The organism is Alcanivorax profundi, from assembly GCF_003597125.1.
In the GTDB taxonomy this organism is placed as follows: domain Bacteria; phylum Pseudomonadota; class Gammaproteobacteria; order Pseudomonadales; family Alcanivoracaceae; genus Alcanivorax; species Alcanivorax profundi.
In genome coordinates this window covers 369,309-390,964 of sequence record NZ_QYYA01000003.1, presented here as the reverse complement: position 1 = coordinate 390,964, position 21,656 = coordinate 369,309, and the positions used below count along the sequence as shown (strand labels likewise).

At 56.9% G+C, this 21,656-nt stretch carries 14 protein-coding genes; 8 read left to right on the top strand and 6 right to left on the bottom strand.

Features of this window, described 5'->3' with window-relative positions; translation table 11 throughout:
• The first annotated feature begins 53 nt into the window (after positions 1-53).
• From D4A39_RS11715 to D4A39_RS11700, 4 genes are all read left to right on the top strand, one after another.
• Positions 54-647 carry a TetR/AcrR family transcriptional regulator gene (locus D4A39_RS11715; protein ID WP_022986193.1) on the top strand — a complete coding sequence of 198 codons (594 nt, stop codon included), beginning with the start codon at positions 54-56 and terminating at the stop codon, positions 645-647.
• A gap of 129 nt (positions 648-776) precedes the next feature.
• On the top strand, positions 777-2,894 hold the full coding sequence (locus D4A39_RS11710) for a molybdopterin-containing oxidoreductase family protein (RefSeq protein WP_119918157.1): 2,118 nt from the start codon (positions 777-779) through the stop codon (positions 2,892-2,894).
• Between the two features lie 104 nt (positions 2,895-2,998).
• Positions 2,999-5,701: a response regulator gene (locus D4A39_RS11705; protein WP_119918156.1), complete on the top strand. Its 2,703-nt coding sequence runs from the start codon at positions 2,999-3,001 to the stop codon at positions 5,699-5,701.
• A 169-nt stretch (positions 5,702-5,870) separates the two neighbouring features.
• A complete protein-coding gene (locus D4A39_RS11700; protein WP_022986190.1) occupies positions 5,871-7,538 on the top strand; it encodes a DEAD/DEAH box helicase in 1,668 nt (555 codons plus the stop codon).
• 104 nt (positions 7,539-7,642) lie between these two features.
• Here the strand turns inward: D4A39_RS11700 and D4A39_RS11695 are convergent, their stop codons facing one another.
• Complete coding sequence (locus D4A39_RS11695) at positions 7,643-7,858, bottom strand: dodecin (RefSeq protein ID WP_022986189.1); 216 nt, start codon at positions 7,856-7,858, stop codon at positions 7,643-7,645.
• A 175-nt stretch (positions 7,859-8,033) separates the two neighbouring features.
• Between D4A39_RS11695 and D4A39_RS11690 the strand changes: the two genes are divergently transcribed.
• Positions 8,034-8,549 carry an Hsp20/alpha crystallin family protein gene (locus D4A39_RS11690; protein WP_022986188.1) on the top strand — a complete coding sequence of 172 codons (516 nt, stop codon included), beginning with the start codon at positions 8,034-8,036 and terminating at the stop codon, positions 8,547-8,549.
• Between the two features lie 270 nt (positions 8,550-8,819).
• Positions 8,820-10,046: a GGDEF domain-containing protein gene (locus tag D4A39_RS11685; RefSeq protein WP_022986187.1), complete on the top strand. Its 1,227-nt coding sequence runs from the start codon at positions 8,820-8,822 to the stop codon at positions 10,044-10,046.
• A 9-nt stretch (positions 10,047-10,055) separates the two neighbouring features.
• Here the strand turns inward: D4A39_RS11685 and recJ are convergent, their stop codons facing one another.
• On the bottom strand, positions 10,056-11,780 hold the full coding sequence (gene recJ / locus D4A39_RS11680; protein ID WP_119918155.1) for a single-stranded-DNA-specific exonuclease RecJ: 1,725 nt from the start codon (positions 11,778-11,780) through the stop codon (positions 10,056-10,058).
• A gap of 398 nt (positions 11,781-12,178) precedes the next feature.
• On the opposite strand from recJ, the gene fadB reads away from it, so the two are divergent.
• Both fadB and fadA read left to right on the top strand, forming a co-directional pair.
• Positions 12,179-14,326 (top strand): fatty acid oxidation complex subunit alpha FadB, encoded by a 2,148-nt coding sequence (gene fadB / locus D4A39_RS11675; protein WP_022986185.1) that lies wholly within the window; start codon positions 12,179-12,181, stop codon positions 14,324-14,326.
• Between the two features lie 24 nt (positions 14,327-14,350).
• Complete coding sequence (gene fadA, locus D4A39_RS11670; RefSeq protein ID WP_119918154.1) at positions 14,351-15,526, top strand: acetyl-CoA C-acyltransferase FadA; 1,176 nt, start codon at positions 14,351-14,353, stop codon at positions 15,524-15,526.
• Between the two features lie 358 nt (positions 15,527-15,884).
• On the opposite strand, the gene D4A39_RS11665 is transcribed toward fadA, so the two are convergent.
• The 4 genes from D4A39_RS11665 to D4A39_RS11650 form a co-directional block, all read right to left on the bottom strand.
• Entirely contained in the window at positions 15,885-16,595 is a 711-nt protein-coding gene (locus D4A39_RS11665; protein ID WP_119918153.1) for a hypothetical protein, read from the bottom strand.
• A 413-nt stretch (positions 16,596-17,008) separates the two neighbouring features.
• Positions 17,009-18,781 (bottom strand): anti-phage dCTP deaminase, encoded by a 1,773-nt coding sequence (locus D4A39_RS11660; RefSeq protein ID WP_119918152.1) that lies wholly within the window; start codon positions 18,779-18,781, stop codon positions 17,009-17,011.
• A 246-nt stretch (positions 18,782-19,027) separates the two neighbouring features.
• On the bottom strand, positions 19,028-19,384 hold the full coding sequence (locus tag D4A39_RS11655) for a hypothetical protein (RefSeq protein WP_119918151.1): 357 nt from the start codon (positions 19,382-19,384) through the stop codon (positions 19,028-19,030).
• Between the two features lie 198 nt (positions 19,385-19,582).
• Positions 19,583-21,493: a 3'-5' exonuclease gene (locus D4A39_RS11650; protein WP_119918150.1), complete on the bottom strand. Its 1,911-nt coding sequence runs from the start codon at positions 21,491-21,493 to the stop codon at positions 19,583-19,585.
• Between the last annotated feature and the right edge of the window lie 163 nt (positions 21,494-21,656).

The following is a 21,656-nucleotide window of genomic DNA, read 5'->3' as shown; positions in this document are numbered from 1 at the left end:
AGGATTCCCCGCTGGCCAATCGCGATGGCCCTGCGGCCAACCCGGAAACCGCCATGCCGAAAGCCGAGCGCTACCATCACGGAGACCTGCACGATACGTTGCTTCAGGAAGCCAATGCCCTGCTCAATGAACAAGGAGTAGAGGGTCTGTCGTTGCGCAAGCTGGCCGAGCGTGCCGGGGTCTCCCGAACGGCTCCCTATCACCACTTCCGGGACAAGAATGCCCTGCTCTGCGCTCTGGCCACCCAGGCCTTCGCCGAACTGGACAGCATTATCGAACGGCAACTGGAAAGCGCAGGCGACCACCCCGACATCCAGGACTTCGTGATCGAATATCTGGAATTCGCCACCGAGAACCCGGAACAGTACGAACTGATGTTCGGCCGTACCATCTGGAAAAGCGGCACCCCAACCGATGAGCTCAAACGGGTGGCATACCGCAGCTTTCGCCGTTACGCGGAAGGCCTCGGCGCCCTGGTGCAAGGTCGCCTGCCCGCTGCCACTGACCCGTTACGAGTGGCCCAGGCCAGCTGGGCAACCATTCACGGTTTGTGCCGGCTGGTCATTGATGGCGTCTACGTGGACCGGAAGGACATGCAAGCGGTCAGCCAGCAGGCGGTTGCCCTGATCATGGCCGCATTGAAGTAGCCACCACTGCCGGGCCAGCCAAACACGACAGATACACCGCCATTAACGACTGCTTGAGTGCTCTGGTCATGTCCCTCAGGCGCCCCTTCGGGCAGCCTCAAGGAAAGGGAGAGACAGAAGACGAGAGCCATGAAAACTGTATCTACGTTCTGCCGCGTCTGCGAACCGTCCTGTGGCCTGCTGGCCGAGGTCGACAATAATACGATCCAGCGCCTGCAGCCGGACAAGACCCACCCGGTGAGCCAGGGCTTTGCCTGCCACAAGGGGGTGAACTATCTGGCCATTCACCAGGACCCGGATCGACTGGACACCCCATTGCAACGCCTGGGCTCCCGCCAGCCCGGCGAAGGCCAGTGGCAATCGCAAGACTGGGACTCCAGCCTCGCGGCGGTCGGCAGCAAACTCAATGCCATTCGGGATCAGTACGGCCCGGATGCCATCGCCGGCTATATCGGCAACCCCACTGCCTTCAATGCACTGGGCAGCCAGGGAATTGGCGACTTTTTCATGGGTATTGGCAGCCGCCGCATTTTCAACTCCGGCACCCAGGATTGCTCGAACAAGTTTGCGGCCGGTGAAGCCGTGTTTGGCACCAGCACCCTGCACCCGCTGCCGGATATCGAGAACACCAACTGCCTGCTGATTTTCGGCGAGAACCCGAAAGTCTCGCACATGAGTTTTATCTCCATCGCCGACCCCATGGCCAAGATCCGCACGGCCTGCCAGCGTGGTGCCAGCGTCTATTACATCAACCCCCGCCAGATTGAATCCGCCAGCCCGAAAACCGGTGAGGTGGTGCAAATTTTGCCGGACACTGACCTGTATCTGATGGCGGCCCTGCTCCATGAAATCGATGCGCTGGGGCGTTTCGACGAAGCGGTGCTGGCGCAGCACGGCAATCATGTGGCCGAACTGCGTGCCTTTATTGCGCCCTACTCCGCCGACGCGGTGGCAGAAGTGGTCGGGCTCGATGCAGGGCAAATTCGATCATTGGCTGAGGAATTCAGTGGCGCTGAACGCGCCGCCGTGCACATGTCTACCGGCGTCAACATGGGACGCCATGGCACGCTCTGCTACTGGCTGTTACAGATGCTCAGCTTTGTCACCGGCAACCTGGACAAGGTTGCCGGCAACTTTTACAGCGAAGGGTTTTACCCGGCCGCCAAGGCCGGCCGGGCACGTCTGGACAAGCTGTTCTTCTCCACCCGCTACGGCGAGATGCGACATATCCGTGGCGCCCTGCCGGGCAACCTGCTGCCGGACATGATTCTCGATGATGACAACCCGGTCCGTGCACTGGTGGTGATTGCCGGCAACCCACTGCTCAGCGTCGGCGGTGAAGCCCGTTGGCGCGCCGCGCTGGAGAAACTGGATCTGCTGATCGTCATTGACCTGTTCCGCAATGCCACCGGGGAATACGCGCACTACCTGCTGCCCGCCGCCGACATGCTGGAGCGCCCGGACCTGAACATTTGCGGGCTGGGCATGCAGTATCAGCCCCATGTGCAATACACCGATGCGGTGGTTCCTGCCGCCGGACAACGCAAGGAAGAGTGGTGGATACTGTCTCGCCTGTTGCAACACATGGGCATGAACGCTCCCTTGCTGGACCAGCCCAACCCCTTTGGCCGACTGGAACACATGATGGCGCGCCACCAGCTTTCCGTGGATAGCCTTAAAGCCGCTCCCTCCGGCACCGTGGTGCTGGATACCCAGTCCATTGGTCGTTTCTATACGGATTTTGTCCAGACCGATGACAAGCGGGTGGATTGTTGCCCCCCCTTGTTTGCCGACGCCATAGCCCTCGCCAGCGAACAGTTTCAGGCACTCAAGGATCAGGCGCCGGACTACCGACTGATCAACTTGCGAACCAACTACATGCACAACAGCTGGTACCAGAACGTGGCCAAACTGAAACGGGGCAAGCACGACCATAACCCGTTGCACATGCATCCGCAGGACATGGCAGCTTTGGGGCTCACTGACGGAGACCCGCTGGAAGTCAGCAATGAGTATGGCGAGGTGACCGCATTGGCACGCAGTGACGACAGCCTGCGCCCTGGGGTCGTGGCCATGACCCATGGCTGGGGAAACCAGAAAACGCCAGGGCTACGGGTGGCCAACCGCTACCCCGGCGTGAACATCAATGCGCTGCTGCCGAACGGCCCGGGCAGTTACGAAAAGCTGAGCAACCAGGCCTTTATGAGTGGCGTACCGGTGTCCATCCGCCTCCCTGACCGCCCCTAACAGGCTGTTAAAGGCGGTAACACGGGCGCAGGCAACGCGACGGGATTCATGGCAGTTAACGGCAACTTCGGCATAATGGAGAAAAACAAGGATGCCGGGGATTCATGAGTACACCCAGTCTGCGCTCACGCTTGATGTACATGGCCATTCTGCCTTCCCTGCTGGCAGCCCTGGTGGTGGGTGGCTATGCGCTGGTAAACCATGTACTGGAACTGCGTGACACCAATGCACAGCGCCAGCAGCTGATTACCGACAGTTTTGCGGCGCGTCTGGAAAGCCTGCCGGATAACCATCGGGCCGGTCAGGAACGGCTGCTGCGCGGTATCCTGGAAGAGCCAAACGTGCGCGCCGCCGTGCTGACCTTTGCTGACGATCGGCCTCCCATTCATGCCGGCCCCCGCTTGCGCCCTGCCACCCGACAGCAAACCACGGTTACCGGGCTGCGCACTCTCACCGATAGCAGCTGGCAACTCAGTCGTCAGATCCAGCCCGGTGTAGCCGCCACCCTGACGGTAGAGTTTTCCCGGGACGGTCAATACATTGCAATTCTGGAAGGCGGGATCACCCTGGTTCTGATCATGCTCGCAGTGATTCTGCTCGCCATGATCCCGGCAATGCGATTCAGCCGCCAGCTGACCAAACCCCTTGGCGAACTGGGTGCCGCAGTGCGCCGTATCCGCGACGGCGATCTGGACACTCACATTCAGACCGGAGCCACCGGTGAACTGGGCGAACTGGAAACCGCTCTGCGCCAGATGGTACTGGCCCTGGACGATGCCCAGACCGAACTGCAACAGAACGTTGACCAGGCCACCCAGGATCTTCGAGAAACACTGGAAACCATCGAGATCCAGAACATCGAACTGGATATGGCCCGCAAAGAAGCCCTGAAAGCCAGCCAGATCAAATCGGAATTCCTGGCGAACATGAGCCACGAAATCCGCACCCCACTCAATGGCATCCTCGGGTTCACCAAGCTGCTGGAAAAATCCAGCATGAGCCCGCGCCAGCAGGACTATCTCAACACCATTCACAAAAGCGCCAAATCCCTGCTGGCGATCATTAACGACATTCTCGATTTCTCCAAAATCGAAGCCGGCAAACTGTCTCTGGAACATACCCCGCTCAACCTGCACGACTTGATCGAAGACGTCCAAACCATGCTGGCCCCCATGGCCCAGGAGCGGGGGCTGGAACAGGCGGCGATCATTTATTCCGATGTGCCAGTGAACCTGCTCGGAGACGCCCAACGTATCCGCCAGGTCCTGACCAACCTGGTCAGTAACGCCATCAAGTTCACGGAAAAAGGCTCGGTGGTCGTGCGCGCCATGCTCGAAGAAGACCGCGGCGCCGAGGCCATAATCAAACTCACCGTCACCGATACCGGCAACGGCCTGAGTCCGGAAGACCAGAAAAGCCTGTTCCAGGCCTTTACCCAGGCAGATCAGAGTGCCCAGCGCCACGAAGGTGGCACCGGCCTTGGGCTTGCTATCAGCAAGCGGCTGGTAGAAGGCATGGGTGGCGAAATCGGCATTGAAAGCACCCCGGGCAGCGGCTCCACCTTCTGGTTTACGCTGCGCACCGAGCGGGATCCTAAACAACGTCCCGCCCTGTTCAGTCAGGAATTGACAGGCCGCACCGTCACCCTGGTAGAAACGGATGAATACGGTCGGCTCGGGCTCTACCACATGCTCAGTCATTGGCAGATGTCGATCCGCGAATACCACGACCTGAATGCAATGATGGACGCCGTGGACCGCGGTGAACTGACCCGCAGCGACTTTTTGGTGGTCGGCCTGCCCGCCGTGGCCAACGAACCCAATTTACGCCAGATCGTCGATAACCTGGCCGCACTTGGCCAACCCATGTTGGCGCTGAGCAATAACCCGGAAACCGTTTCCCGTTGGCTGGAGGACTACCCCCATTGTCAGGTGCAGGGCAAACCCGCCACCCGACAACGGCTACTGAATGCCATGTTAGCCATCCATGGAGAGAACACCGGCCAGATACTGCTGGACGACCGGCATTGCGAGCCGCTGGATTACCCGGTCAATGTCATGGTGGTGGATGACCATCCCGGCAATCTCAAACTGGCGAAGGTATTCCTGGAAGAACTGGGCGCCACGGTGACGGCCTGCGACGGTGGTGAGGCCGCCCTGAAAGCGTTCCGCGATGAATCTTTTGATCTGGTGTTCATGGACATCCAGATGCCCGGCATGGACGGCAAGACCACCACCGCCCGACTGCGCGAGCAGGAAACTGCCGGGAGTCACACGCCCATCGTCGCTCTGACAGCCCATGCACTGGAAAGCGAGCGACGTGAACTGCTGGACAGCGGGCTTGACGACTACCTGAGCAAGCCCATCAGCGAAAACCAGCTGCGGCACACTCTGGAAAAATGGGTACTGAAAACCACCCACGACGATCTGGCCCCCACCGCAGAGGCTGCACCTGACGAAAACAGGCCTGTGTTCGATGCCCAGCTGGCCCACCGCCGCGCAGGGGGCCGTGAGGAGCTGGCAGGGGAAATGCTGGAAATGCTGCTCACCAGTCTGAACACCGACAGGCCTGCCATTTCCGCTGCCTTCGACAGTGAAGACGACGACGCCCTGCTGGAAAAAGTCCACAAACTCCACGGCGCCACCCGATACTGCGGCACCCCACGACTGGAGGCGGCGGCGAAAGCCCTGGAGGAAGCGCTCAAAACCGGCTCAGACCGGGAGCACACCGGCACCCTGGTATCCGATTTGTGTGACGAAATTGTGGCACTGGAGCACTATTGTCAGTCCCCGGAAATGGCTGACTGACGGCCCGGGGCCAGTGATGACAAGGGCTTGGGGGCAATCCCCTCCCTCATGGTGACAAAGCCAACGGGCTTAACTGGTGAAATATCGTGCAATTTCACCCCCACGCGCGTACAATCCGCGCTCCTCGCCGGCCTGTGCCCGGCCCATCCCTCCTATACATAGGTAAATCATGTCAGATTCCCGTGCCGGGTTCGCCAGTCTTGGCCTACCCGAGGTATTGCTCTCTGCGATCGCCCGTCAGGGCTTCGAAGAGCCGTCGCCGATTCAGGCGCAAGCCATCCCGCTGTTGCTCGATGGCCACGATTTGCTGGGTCAGGCCCAGACAGGTACCGGTAAAACCGCTGCCTTCGCCCTGCCCCTGCTTGCCCGCCTGGACGCTAACCTGCGTGAACCGCAGATGCTGATCCTGGCTCCCACCCGCGAACTGGCTATCCAGGTCGCCACTGCCTGTGAAGAATTTGCTGCCGATATCAAAGGCCTGCAGGTGCTGCCCATTTACGGTGGCGGTGAATACCGCACCCAGCTGAAAGGCTTGCGTGGCGGCGCCCAGGTGATTGTCGGCACCCCCGGCCGCGTCATGGATCACATGGAACGCGGCTCCCTGAAACTGGACCACCTGAAAGCCCTGGTGCTGGATGAAGCCGACGAAATGCTGCGCATGGGCTTTATTGATGACGTGAAGTGGGTACTCGAGCGCACTCCGTCTGACTGCCAGCTGGCCCTGTTCTCCGCCACCATGCCGCCGGTGATTCGCAAGGTTGCTGACCAGCACCTGAAAAACCCGCAAAAAGTACAGATCGACAGCGGTTCCGCGACCACCTCTACCACCATTCGCCAGCGTTTCTGGCCGGTGGCCGGCCTCAACAAGCTGGACGCCCTAAGCCGTATTCTGGAAGCGGAAGACCACGATGCCGTGATCGTATTCGTGCGCACCAAGCAGGCAACCCTGGAGCTGGCAGAACAGCTCAACCGTCGCAACCTGCGCGCCGACGCCCTGAATGGCGACATGCAGCAACAGCAGCGTGAAAAAACCGTACAGCGTCTGAAAGACAAGCGTTTCGATCTGCTGGTCGCCACCGATGTGGTCGCCCGGGGTCTGGACGTGCCGCGCATCACCCACGTGATCAACTACGACATGCCCGGCGACCCGGAAGCCTACGTGCACCGTATCGGCCGTACCGGTCGTGCCGGCCGTGAAGGCGATGCGATTCTGTTCGTGAGCCGCCGTGAGCAGCACGTGCTGCGCCAGATCGAGCGTGTGACCCGTCAGCGCATCGAGAAAATGGCGTTGCCGTCCGTGGATGACCTGAACGCCAAGCGTATCGCGGGCTTCCAGGAGCAGCTGGCCACCCGTCTGCAGGATGGCAACATCGACGAAACCCGTGCGCTGGTGAAACAGCTCATGGACAGCATGGACCTGGCCGGCGAAGACATGGCTGTGGCGCTGGCGTCCGCCATGTTCCACCGCGAGCCGCTGATCCTGAAAGAACCCAAGTTCGTGAAGGAACCGCGCGAGTCTCGTGAACCCCGTGAGCGTCGCGAACGCCGCGCCAATGGTCGTGATGACCGCGGTGGCCCTCGTGGCGCCAAGCGTCGCAACGACAAGCCCATGCGTCGTTACCGCATTCAGGTCGGTCACGACCACGGTGTGAAGCCGGGCAACATCGTGGGCGCCATCGCCAACGAAGCCAAGCTACCCAGCCGCTTGATCGGCCCGATCAAGATCCACCAGGACCACAGCACCGTGGAACTGCCAGATGATCTGTCGCCCAAGCAGCTGCACACCATCCGTACCGCACGGGTATGCCAGCGCTCGCTGGGGCTGGAAGTGGTATAAAGGCGAAAAGCAGCTGCGAGCCTTGAGCTGCGAGCCCCCCTTCAAGCCTTAAAAAAACCGCACCCGAAAGGGTGCGGTTTTTTTTAGCGCGTAGCTGATTCTCCTCAGGATCCCGAGATCCGGAAGCCCACTTTCAGGCACACCTGATAGTGGCCCACCTTGCCATCCACGATATGCCCGCGGGTTTCTGTCACCTCGAACCACTCGGTAAGTTCCAGGCTCTTGCTGGCAGTGGAGAGGGCGTTTTCAATCGCATCCTCGATGCTCTTTTTTGAGGACCCTACCAGTTCCACTTTCTTGTACACATGATGATCGGACATGACAGCTCTCCTTATCGGTCATGAAAGTGTTCCCATCTATCTGTGACAGCCCCGGCCGTCGGATACAAGGGGGCCGGCCGCGAAATCGGTTAAAATTTCATCAAAACACCATTGAAAGCTCCCCACTCATGCCTCACAAAGATAGTGTCACCCTGACACAACAGGAGGTTATGCGATGGATATGCACAAGATGACACCCTGGAACTGGCTGCGACAGGAAAGCAGCCGTGAACGCCCGCTCCCCCAACGCCAGCCCGGGCACCCACTGCTACGCTGGGAACGGGAATTCGATAACTGGTTTGAGCAAATGCTGGGCGACATGGCATGGACCACCCCCGCCCCGCGGGCAGAACCCAACATTCCTTTCCGCCCCAACCTGGATATTCTCGAGCGCGACGATCACTACCTGATCACCGCCGAGCTTCCCGGTGTGGACAAACAGGCGGTCACGGTCACTCTGGATAACGACCGGCTACAGATTGCCGGCCACAAACAAGCCATTGAGGAATCCGACCGTGATGGCTACCACTACAGCGAACGCCGGTACGGCCAGTTCCAGCGCATGCTGTCACTGCCCGCCGATGCCGATGGCGAACAGATGGAAGCCGTCTTCCACAACGGTGTCCTGACCCTGACCTTGCCCCGCCGTGAGCAGCATGGCCACGGCCAACGACGCATCGAAATTCATTAACCCGGCAAAACCTGGCGCCGGTGTCGATTACCCCGGCGCCGCCTTTCCCCCCACGGCTGTGCACGCCCTACACTCGGCCATCCGAAAATACCGCCACTCGTACTCTGATCTTTTCGGTCACCCCTCTCCGTGATGGTAGTTTGATACCATAGCGGCCAGAGATGCCTTGCCCTAAACGGATAATGACAACAATAAGCCATGTCTCAACCTCCGCAGAGTAGATCGTCGGTGTCACCCGAAACCGCCGCCCCAGGCACTGTGGCCACGGCAATGGACTCTGCTCGCGATCCCCATGGCGAACAACACAAGACGCAGTTGCGGGCACTGCTGGACGACCCGCGTGGCACCCGCGCCCGCTTCCCCGCCCCCCTGGAAGCACGCTACCGCGAACAGGCGCAAACACTGACGCTAACCATGCAGCGTGCCTACTGGCCCTGGGTCGCCCTGACCGTTACCGCCTTTTGTGTCCTTGGCTTCTTTATGGCCGGGGAATACCACACGCTGATCAACCAGCTTAATGTGGTCATTTTCGTGGCGGTCATGTTGCCTGTCTGTGTATTGCGCCTGCCTCGCCTTGCTCCTCACATCAACAAGTTCAACGGGCTGGCGGCAGCGGTGACTCTGCTGGCCATGCATTTTGTCAGCCTGGCGCTACCAGACAGTGCCAGGCAAAAAAGCGTCTCTGAGTACGCCATTATCTTTATCACCATCGCCGCGTTCACCATTGCCCGGTTGCCTGTGAAACAGGCGGCCGCCTGGGTGATTGCCACCTTGGTCACCACCCCGGTGATGGCCTGGCTATTTGGCCTGAACATGGACCTGGACCGTCAGATCTATTTTGCCGGCGGCTCTCTGGTGATCGGTTACTTGCTCGGGTTTATCCAGGACAGTCGCGAACGGACGGTGTTCCTGCAATCGCAACTGCTGGAGCAGGAGAAGGAGCAACTGGAAACCTTGTCCGAAACCCTGGCCCAGGCGTCCCGCAGCGACAAACTGACCGGGCTGCCCAATCGCCGCCACTTCGACGAGATGCTGGACATGCAGTGGAAGCTGGCCATGCGCGAAGGCAAGCCCGTGAACCTGATGTTCATGGATATCGACGACTTCAAGGCTTTCAATGATTACTACGGGCACCAGGTTGGCGACGATTGCCTACTGCGGGTCGCCAACGCCCTGGGCAGCCAGGCCCTGCGTGGATCGGATTTTATCGCCCGGTATGGGGGCGAGGAGTTCGTCGCCCTGTTCCCCGGCACCGACGCCGAGGGGCTAAGCGCCATTGCCCACCGCCTGATTGCCGCCGTGGATGCCCTGCAGATTCCCCATGCCCGAGCCCGGGCAGCCGAGCATGTCACCCTGTCCGTGGGCATCGCCACCGTGACACCCACCCCGGAAAATCATCACAGCGATCTGGTGAGAATGGCCGACGAGGCCCTGTATACCGCCAAGGGCACCGGCCGGCATCGCTTTGTGGTCGCCACCGACGGCAGCGGGGAATAACCCGGCGGGTCAGACCGGGATCAGGTGCTCAAACAAGAGTTGCGGATTACGCTGGCCACGGAATTCATTCACTTCCAGTCGATAGACACCGCGCACCCGGGTGATTCGGCTCGGCAGGGCCTCCACCGGCACATTGAAATGGATGGCATCAATTACGCCACGCACGCCGGGCAGGCCCAGGGTCAGTTTCAGGTGGCGCTCCCCCACGATGCGGTGCTTCAACACCTCGAACTCGCCGTCAAAGCACGGCGCCGGGAATCCCTGGCCCCAGGGGAAACGGTGGCTCAGTAATTCCGCATTGCTCAGGGTCAGGTCCTGGTCGCTCAGCGGCCCGTCGGTTTCCACTACCCGCTCCAGAGCTTTGGGAGACAGCAAGTCCGCCACAGCCTTATCGAACGCCACCTTGAAATCCTCCAGCCGGTCACGCTCCAGCGACAGCCCCGCCGCCATGGCATGGCCACCGAACTTGCTCAGCAAACCGGGGTTGGCGGTGGCCACCGCGTCCAGTGCATCACGCAGATGCAGGCCGGGGATCGACCGGCCAGAGCCCTTCAACGTGCCCTGCTGCTGAGCCGGGGCGAAGGCAATCACGGGCCGATGAATCGCCTCTTTTACGCGGGAGGCCAGAATCCCCACCACCCCTTCGTGCCATTCCTTGCCGTACAGGCACAGGCCCGCGGGCAGGTTGTCGGCATCCAGTCGGCTCACTTCTTCCATGGCCGCATCGCGCATGCCCTGCTCAATGGAGCGGCGTTCGCGGTTGATGGTGTCCAGCTCCTGGGCCATCTCCATGGCTTCAGCGTCGGTCTCGGCCAACAGGCAGGCGATCCCGTGGGTCATGTCCGATAGCCGTCCCGCCGCATTCAGGCGCGGGCCCACGGCAAAACCCATGTCGGCGGCCAGCACCCGGCCGGGGTCACGTCCGGCCACCTGCAACAGCGCCCGAATCCCTGCACAGCCCTTGCCGGCACGAATGCGTCGCAGGCCCTGCTCCACCAGCACGCGGTTGGCATCATCCAGCACCACCACGTCGGCCACGGTGCCCAGCGCCACCAGATCCAGCAAGTCGGTGATCGGCGGCTGCGGCTGCACGCCCTGCTCCCGCAGGGCACGCTGTAGATCCATCAATAGATAAAAGGCCACCCCGACCCCGGCCAGGTTTGCCGCCGGGAAATCTTCACAGCCGGGCAAGCGCGGGTTCACCAGGGCATCGGCCTCGGGCAGTGTGTCGCCGGGCAGGTGGTGATCGGTAATCAGCACACGCATGCCCCGGGCGCGGGCGGCGGCCACGCCATCCACACTGGCAATGCCGTTATCCACGGTGATGATCAGGTCGGGCTGGAATTGCTGCTCGGCGAGTTCCACGATGGCCGGCGACAGGCCATAGCCGTATTCAAACCGGTCTGGCACCAGAAAATCCGGACGCGGAAACCCCAGCGCCTGCAGCCCGCGCACCATCAAGGTGGTGGCAGTGGCGCCATCGGCGTCGTAGTCGCCCACAATACAGATACGCCAGTTATCGGTTCGCCCTTGTAACAGCAACGCCACGGCCCCACGCAACCCGTTGAAGGCTTGCGGATGGGGCAGGCGCTTGAGCGCCAGCTCCAGCTGCGACGGGTCGTCCACCCCTCGCCCGGCCAGAATCCGCGCCAGCAGCGGCGGCACATCCGGCCAGTCCGGCGTGTACTGCGGCCGGCGAGTGATATTGGGCAAGGCAAGTTTGTCGATGGGCATGGACGCGCTCGGAGACCTGGGAGAACCGCCCCTCCCTTCCCCTGCAGGTGAGGGGGAGCGGCATGAATGATGTTTGGCGCAGTCTGCCATGGTTGGGACAAGACGGCACTAACGCACCGCCATTCCTCGCTATCACAAGGAGCAAGTGATGCTTTTTTCATCAACCACTGCAGGCCGGGAAGCACCCCGACTAATTAGTCACAAATTAGGGCTAAAAAAGTCATTCACCTTCCCTATACTTGCGGGCCTACAAGTTCGTTGATTTATGTAAGCAAACACTCACATGAATCGCGTCGCCTCTCCCATTTGCGGGGACCTTTACCGGTAAACAGGGGCAGAAGAGGCACTACCAAAGCGGCCTATTGTGTCGCGTACTTTGGGACTGGAGAGCAAACGCTATGATCTATCAAGGCAACGCCGTAAGCGTACAACTGCTTGACGACGGCATCGCCGAACTGAAGTTCGATCTTCAGGGCGAATCCGTCAACAAGTTCAACCAGGAAACCGTGGAAGATCTCGGTAAGGCTGTCGACGCCATTGCAGGCAACAACGACATCAAGGGCCTGATCGTGACCTCCGGCAAAGGGGTTTTCATCGTTGGCGCCGACATCACCGAATTCACAGACATGTTCAAACTGCCGGAAGACGAAATCGCCGGCTGGTGTCTGAAATCCAACAAGGTCTTCAATGCCTTTGAAGATCTGGACATTCCCAAAGTGGTTGCCGTGAATGGCATCGCCCTGGGTGGCGGCCTGGAAATGTGTCTGGCTGCGGACTTCCGCGTACTGAGCGAGAAGGCCCAGGTCGGTCTGCCGGAAGTGAAGCTGGGCCTGTTCCCGGGCTTCGGCGGCACCGTGCGTCTACCGCGTCTGGTGGGCGTGGACAACGCCGTTGAGTGGATCGCCGCTGGCGGTCAGCACCGTGCCGACAAGGCCCTGAAAGTGGGTGTTGCCGATGCCGTTGTCGCTCACGACAAACTGAACGATGCTGCCATCGCGCTGGTCAAGCAGTGCCTGGAAGGCAAGATCGACTTCCGCGCCAAGCGCCAGGAAAAGCTCGAGCCCCTGAAGCTGCCGCCCATGGAAAACATGATGGCCTTCCAGACCTGCATGGCCATGGTCATGGGTCAGGCTGGCAAGAACTACCCGGCTCCGGTTGCCGCCGTGAAAGCCATGCAGACCGCTGCTGGCATGAACCGCGACCAAGCCCTGGAAGTGGAAGCCAAAGGCTTCGCCAAGATCGCCAAGACCCCGCAAGCCACCGCGCTGGTAGGTCTGTTCCTGGCTGATCAGGCTGTGAAGAAAGTGAACGGCAAGACCGCCAAAGGCGCTGGTGAAATCAACCAGGCCGCCGTTCTGGGCGCCGGCATCATGGGTGGCGGTATCGCCTTCCAGTCTGCCCTTAAAGGCACCCCGATCATCATGAAGGACATCGCCGACAAGGCGCTGGACCTGGGCATGAACGAAGCCTCCAAGTTGCTCGCCAAGCGTGTCAGCAAAGGCAAGATGGATGCCGCCAAGATGGGCAAAGTCCTGTCTGCCATCCGTCCGACCCTGAACTACGGCGACTTTGACGACGTCAACGTGATCGTTGAAGCCGTTGTTGAGAACCAGAAGATCAAGCAGTCCGTACTGGCCGAAACCGAAGGCAAAGTGAAGGAAGGCACCGTTCTGGCCTCTAACACTTCCACCATCTCCATCACCAAGCTGGCTGAAGCGCTGGAGCGTCCGCAGGACTTCGCCGGTATGCACTTCTTCAACCCGGTACACATGATGCCGCTGGTAGAAGTGATCCGTGGTGAGAAGACCTCTGACGAAACCGTCGCGAGCCTGGTGGCCTACGCCCAGAAAATGGGCAAGAACCCGATCGTCGTTAACGACTGCCCCGGGTTCCTGGTTAACCGCGTTCTGTTCCCGTACTTCGGCGGCTTCGGCATGCTGATGCGTGACGGTGCAGACTTCGAAGCCGTGGATAAAGTCATGCAGAAGTTTGGCTGGCCCATGGGCCCGGCCTACCTGATGGACGTGGTCGGTATCGACACCGGCGTACACGCTGCCCAGGTGATGGCAGAAGGCTTCCCGGAGCGTATGCAGTACGACTTCAAGGATGTCTCCACGGTAATGTTCGAAAACGAGCGTTATGGCCAGAAGAACGGTGTCGGCTTCTACCGCTACGAAACCGACAAGAAAGGCAAGCCGAAGAAGGTTGTCGACGAGAAGACCTGGGAACTGATCAAGCCGCACGTGGCCGAGACCCGGGAATTCGACGCCGAGGAAATCATCGCCCGCATGATGATTCCGATGTGCACCGAAACCGTTCGCTGCCTGGAAGACAACATCGTAGGTTCCGCTGCCGAGGCCGACATGGCCATGATCTACGGCATCGGCTTCCCTCCCTTCCGTGGTGGTCCGCTGCGCTACATCGACAGCATCGGCGCGAAAGCGTTTGTTGAGCTGTGCGACAAGTACGCGCACCTGGGTGGCATCTACGAAGCACCGCAGATGCTCAAAGACATGGCCGCCAAGGGCGAGTCTTTCTTCGCCTAAGCCACGGACACTGGAGATATAGATATGAGCTTGAATCCGAATGACGTAGTCATCGTCGACGCGGTCCGTACTCCCATGGGCAAGAGCCGTAATGGCCAGTTCCGTCACGTGCGTGCCGAGAAACTGTCTGCCCAGCTGGTACAAGCGCTGATGGCGCGTAACCCCAACTGGGACACCCAGCTGACTGAAGATGTGATCTGGGGCTGTGTAAACCAGACCAAAGAACAGGGCATGAACATCGCCCGTAACATCGCCATGCTGGCTGGCCTGCCGCGCACCAGCGCTGCGCAGACCGTGAACCGTTTGTGTGGTTCTTCCATGCAGGCCCTGCACTCCGCTGCCCAGGCCATCATGACCGGCAACGGCGACACCTTCGTGATCGGTGGTGTTGAGCACATGGGCCACGTCGCCATGGATCACGGCATCGACCTGAACCCGGAAATGTCCAAGGTCGCCGCCAAGGCGTCCAACATGATGGGCCTGACGGCCGAAATGCTGGGCAAGATGCACGGCATCAGCCGTGAGCAGCAGGACGAGTTCGGCGTGCGTTCCCACCGTCTGGCCTGGGAAGCTACCCAGGAAGGTCGCTGGAAGAACGAGATCGTGCCGATCGAAGGTCATGATCAGGAAGGCAACAAGGTCCTGTGTGAAATCGACGAAGTGATCCGTCCCGGTGCCAGCATCGAAGACATGCAGAAACTGCGTCCGGTATTCGATCCGGCCAACGGTACCGTCACTGCCGGTACCTCCTCTGCCCTGTCTGACGGTGCGTCCGCCATGCTGGTCATGAGCGCCGAGCGTGCCCAGGCCCTGGGCCTGAAGCCCCGCGCCAAGATCCGCTCCATGGCCGTTGCCGGCTGTGATGCCGCCATCATGGGTTACGGTCCGGTACCGGCCACCCAGAAGGCGCTGGCCCGCGCAGGCCTGACCATCGACGACATTGACTACGTGGAGCTGAACGAAGCGTTCGCTGCCCAGTCACTGCCGGTGGCCAAAGACCTGAAGCTGCTGGACAAGATGGAAGAGAAAGTGAACCTGAACGGTGGCGCCATCGCCCTGGGTCACCCACTGGGTTGCTCCGGCGCGCGTATCACCGGCACCCTGCTGAACGTCATGGAATGGAAAGATGGCCAACTGGGTCTCGCCACCATGTGTATCGGCCTGGGTCAGGGTATCGCTACCGTCATTGAACGTGTATAAAGCCTGACACCCGCCGCCTGACGCCGGACTCGCTCCGGCCTCAGGCCCGGATGCCAATTTCCGGCCCCGCCTCACAAGGGCAGGACTGGAAACAAAAAACCCCGGCTTATCCGCCGGGGTTTTTCTTTTTGGGCCGCTTCGCGGCTGCATCACGCTTCACGCAAAACCATCAAGACCTAACCGTAGGAACTCATGCTCGCATGGCGATCCCGCGAAGCGGGATTTGGCGAGAGACGACAAAGAGGGCACGGGGCAAGACCTGCCCCTCGTGTTCACGGACGCCTATTCATTGAGCATTAAGGCTGCCAATGAGTGAATGGATGGGTGTCCTGTTGTGGTTGGTTTGTTGAATACCGTGCTATTCATGCTGTGAAATATAATCCACCTTGTCATAGTGATCTCTTAACACTTCAATAACTTCATCCGCACTCAATCCATTCAGGGCATCCAAGTCCGCATAAACATATTCTCCTTTTTCAAAATATGGTTCTTGGTAGAAGTGAAAAAGCTCAATAATGTTTTTTTGGGTATAGGCATCATTTGAAGAGGCAGCCACACGATTAATGCTAGAAAGATCACTTGATTCAAACACTACTTTTGACGCCCCCCTTGCATTGACCTTAGTTTCTTCAACCTGTAGCTCGCTATTTATTTCATTTCTAATCTCATCCCAATCATCAGCAGCGGAAGATATCTGGTATGATTTCAATAACATCTCAGCTCTTGGGATAAAGTTATACTCGTATGGATCATCATCTGACATCAAAAGACTTGCAACCCATGTAGGCCTTTCAAGCTGAGCATTGAATTTTTCTTTGTAAAGATACAAATATCTTTTTCGATACTCATTGATTCCACTTCGCCCCACAAGAAAATCTCTTTTTTCTTTCATTTCACTTATATGGCGATCTAACTGCTCTATTCTTATATCCCACTTTAGATTAACGCACTGCAAGGAAACGCTTGCAAAACACTCTGCATTATATTCTCTGATCATTTCCTGTATTTCATCGGAATTGCTACAACCAGATAGCAGCATCACCAAAATGAGCAACCATTTTTTGTTCATGGAAAACCTCGACAACAAAAATTAAACGTCAACCGACTTTTTTATAGACAACAATCATTAAAGATTTCAAAATCAAACTATTTTACAAATCCCTCTTTTACCCTCGCCCCGCCAACAACTACTGCCGCGCCCGCGTCACTCCCCATACAACAACCTCGCCTCGCCCTCCAAACTCTCCTCGTCATCCTCCAATCCCTCAACCCGCCAGCACTACAATATCGAACTCCAACTCCGGCTACTTTGTCGGGACCTACCGGTTGATGAGTGTCCTGTTTATGGCTCTTTTATTGCCTTTGAGGGCACGGGACAAGACCTGACCCTCGTGTTCCACTCCGACCCAGCCCCATGTAATATACGGCCAACAGATGAGGTCTGATCTGCATTGTTGTTGTGATTCGTGTGTTGCAGTGCCTTTACTCAGAATTTGAGAGGTAGTCCAGCTCATCCTTGTAGGGCATAAGTGGCTCATAGAGCCTTTGGTAACCCGTTCCAACAGCGCCGAAAAATTGAACAAGATTGGGTTTATCACTACCATTAGCGAGCACATGGTCTTTTGATATTCCTGGATATGGATCAATAAAATATATGTCCTTGATTCCCAACTGCATTGCTTTTTTGGAACATAGCTCACATGGGCTAGCTGTTGAAAAAAGTTTACCTCCCATTACTGAAGCCCCCCCATACTTTGTTATTTGAAGAAAGGCGTTTTCTTCTGCATGAAGCGATCGCGTATGAACTTGGTTCTTGTCACCGCGCAGTGTATTTTCAGTATCTTTAAAACAGTAAGAAACTGGTCGCCCCTTCATTTCCTTAATGTTTTTAATTAAAATCCTATTTCTTTTTTCAAGAACATCTCGAAACTTATCATTATTTCTTTCATATTCACTGTATACAACCGGATCAAAACCGGACAGTGCACCCTCTACACTTCTTAATGCACACGGGACTTGTGATGCAGGAACATCATTCCAACCTACTGATCGTATTGAATAGTCATTACCAGTAACAACAGCCCCGACTTGGCGTGATATGCAACCAGAGTTCAGCTTAGCAGTGAATGCGATCTGCATCACTCGCTCGATCGACGTGGGCGAAACAAGCCCAGGATGAACCATGAGAGAAAAATACCAAAATATTTGAGCCCTCAACACATTTGTATTTGATAGCTCTGAACGGGGGTTGTAAATGTGAATATCGGAGAACTGAAGGCATTTCCTAACATCTGTAACAGTAAGCTTCTCCCCCCACTCATTGGGCTGACGAACACCTGAATCAGTAATAATTTTACCTGACTCTGTTTGATCCAGAACATTAAGTTGATCAGGATCAAACTTATGAACTTCATGTAAATATTTCGATCTTGCAGAATCCGGCGCATTTATAGAAACAAGATAGAAAGCCGCATATCTATCTTTAAAAAATCTAGCCTCATATGGATTTCTAATTGCGTCGATCACTATATAACAGTTATCCTTCAATTCCCTTAGGCATTTGATGATTCGGTTAATAGCATTTGGCAAAGTAAAAATAGCATCCCTATTAAAATCTTTGCTTTTATAATCTAAATCAATCTCCCCCACCTTCCTCAAAGAATTTCCAGCACCTTGATAAGCCGCCACATAAAGGCCTTCATCAATCCCCGTTAAATGCTTTTTTAAATCTCTTGTAAACCTTCTGACACTTAGGAGGACCATTAAAAATCTACGCTCATTAATTTCGCTAAGATCCAAGTCAACCCCAGGATCAATAAGCATATCGATTATATGTTGATGCTTCCGAATAAGAGAATTTCTAATTTCAACAACCTTATTAACACACCTTTTGATATCTTCCTTCTTTATTTCGTCCTTATTTCTTACCCCATAAATAAAATCAACAACCTTGGATTTGCTCATTCTCATTATATATGCTGATATCAAATCAGAAACTTTAATAGAGATAAAACCGCTCCAGTTCTTCTCAGCATAATCTCTAAGGATTTGATACCTTCTTGAATCAAGACCTTCGAAGAACGGGGCACCCTCTGTCGCAACATCAGCCAAACCTGGAAAATATTGCCTACCCTTTTTCTCCTCAAATATTTTTGCTGCTGTGGTACAGCCAGAACCAGTCCGACCAGTCAAACCAACGATCATGAATTTTTTTCTAGCAAGAAAGATTTCGTCTATTGAAGTATTGAATTCCATTTTTTTCCCAATCTTTATAAAACCAAAAAATACAGAGCCTAGGGTCCGGGGTCAGGTCTCCCACTTCCCACTACAGCCACACTAAATCTCATACCCATCTTCTTCATCCCTCTCCTCAACAACTGCCCCACCACAACCGGACAGCGCCGGGGGAAACATAGGAAACATTGGTGTCAGGTCTTTCATCGTGCGCCTAGACAAGAGCAAATCTCTTCGCACGATGAAAGATCCGCCCCACACCCCTTTTCATTTCGAAAATCGATCTTCATTATTGACAGATTTTTTACCAAAAGGAGCGTTAATAACCCCAATATAAATAGCAAGCCCATAGAACATCGTAATCAAGTTAAAAACTACAAATGTGTCCAAGCCTATACTAAAGTATTCACATTCCTTATTTTTTGAGTCTACATATCGACCATATTTATAATTTGATGTCACTACCTCATGGCAGTTGTATTCCATGAAAAAGAAATTAGAATTCGAAATCTCTTTCATCAATGACCAACCTTCACTCCAGCGGTTATTCAAGATAACACCAGACAAACAAACCAGTATTGAGATGAGGACAATCCCCAACCCGAGCCTCTTACCTCTATCCATAATTCATTTTCCTTCAAAAACATTCATTGAGGGTCCGGTCTCCCATTCCCCACCAAACAACAAACCCAACCGTGGTCCAATCCCAAACGAACTCCGGGCCAGGTCTCGTATCGTGCATATAACCCACCGGAACACTGGGGGTCAGGTCTCCCATTTCCCACGTAACAGCAAAGCCAACCGTGATCCACTCCCAAACAACTACCCACCAAACCTCACCACAAACCAATTCCCCCCACTCCCCGTCAACAACAACTGCTGCCGAGCCCGTGTCATCCCCACATACAACAGCCTCACCTCGTTTTCCAGATTCTCCTCGTCATCCCTCAATCCCCCCAGCCCCGCCAGCACCACGGTATCGAACTCCAGCCCCTTGCTGCTTTGCCGGGTCAGTAGCGCGATGCGCTCGGCATTGGCGTCGTAGGCTTTTTTGCTGGCATTGTCTTTCAGCCAGGCATGGGGAAGGTTTTCCCGTTTGAGGGCCCGTTGCAGCGTTTCGGCCTGCCAGTTGTAGCCGTATATCACCGCGATGTTGTTTAGCGGCTGGCCGTTCTGGTGCCATTTGCGGATGCAGCGGGCGATGTAGTGGGCTTCGTCGTTGAAGGTGTCGAACTTCCGGAACGCCGGTGGCGGGCCGCTGGCGCCGGCCATTTCCGGGGCGATCAGGGGAATGTGGTCGTCGTCGGCGTCCTGGGCTTGTAGGAAGTCCTTGGCGAAATCGTAGGCGTAGCTGAGGATCTCGCGTGTGTTGCGGTAATTCAGTTTCAGAATGGTGGTACGGCCACGAGCCTGTATGCCGGCGCTGGACAGGGGGAATTTGAGACTGCGCTTCTTGTAGATGGACTGAGCATCGTCGTAAAGCAGCAGCAGGGAATTGGTGTTCGGGTCGATCATCTGCACGACCAGGGCCAGCCAGTCCTGCTCGAAGTCGTGGCCTTCGTCGATCATAACCGCGCTGTATTGAGCGCGGGGGATCTGATCCTTGTCCACGGCCTGAATCACCGTCTCCACTTGCCGTTCCCATGGCCGCAACTCTGGCGTGGCCGGGATCAGATCCACATTGTAGGTTTGTAGTTGCCGGCCACACCATTCATGGAAGTGATGCACCTGTACTTTCTCTTCGATGCCCTTTTCGGCAATAAAGCTACGCAGCCGGGCGGCCAGGGTGATGTTGAAGCACAACACCAGTATCGGCTTGGTGACGGCCTGGGCCAGGTGCAGGCAGCGGTAGCCGAGGATCAGCGTCTTGCCGGACCCGGCCACCCCATGGATGACCCGGTGCCCCTCACCCATGCTACGGGCCAATTGTTCCTGCTGCAGGTCCATGACGCGGACGATATCGGGGATGGCGTTGTAGCCGGGTTGGCTCTCTGCCACGGCTCCAGTGCCTGTGTTATTGACCTGCCCTTGCACGCTGACTAGCTCGCTTTCTTCATCAGCCTCACCCTCTTCATCAAACAACCCCTGCTGAGGCGCGTTGATGCGGATTTCCGGAAACAGGTTCCAACGGATGCGATCAATCTGCGGCAGGCTGAGCTTGTCGCCGAAGGTGTAATCGAACATGGCCCAGAGCTGTTCCTGGAATATTTCCGGATTAGCGGTGGCAGTCATTTCATCCCGGCAGATTAGCCGGTGTGGCGGCAGGACCAATTCCTGATGCTCTTCACTGATGGCCTCATTCCATTGCTTGCGGGTGATATTGGGGAACACCACGCCATAGCCCCACGGGAAACAGAGCTTGCCTTTGTGCTGTGCGGAGGTTTGCTGCAGGTGTTCATCGCGCTGCAGTTTCTTGATGGCGGTGAGCGCACATTGGCGAGCTTGCTGTAGGGGATTGGTGACGGTCTTCAGGCCATCGGGGGTGAAGATTTCCACATCACGGGGCGTGATCTGTTTGAGGGTATCCAGCTTCCAATCCTTCACCTCCAAAAACAGCAAGCCTCGACCGGGATGAAGAATGATGTAATCGGGATATCGTCGGTTCCGCCCCACCGGGGTGTCATACCAGACGGTGTAATCATCCTCCAGCAGCGTTTCCAGCCGCTGCCCAAGACGACGCTCGCCCTTGGTCATGCCGCGGATGGTACTGAGGCTGGGAATGACGGTGGCCATGGCGGATCAGCCTCGCAATCTCACAAGAAAGACACAGCCAATATGATCCGCAACGGCGTTGCGGCTCCCCGTTCTGGTGCCGGCAGGGCAACCATGTGGATACGGACTGCTAGGCATCCCTTCCCCTCTTGCATAAAACGCCTCGCCTTCCTGGCGGGCTGAT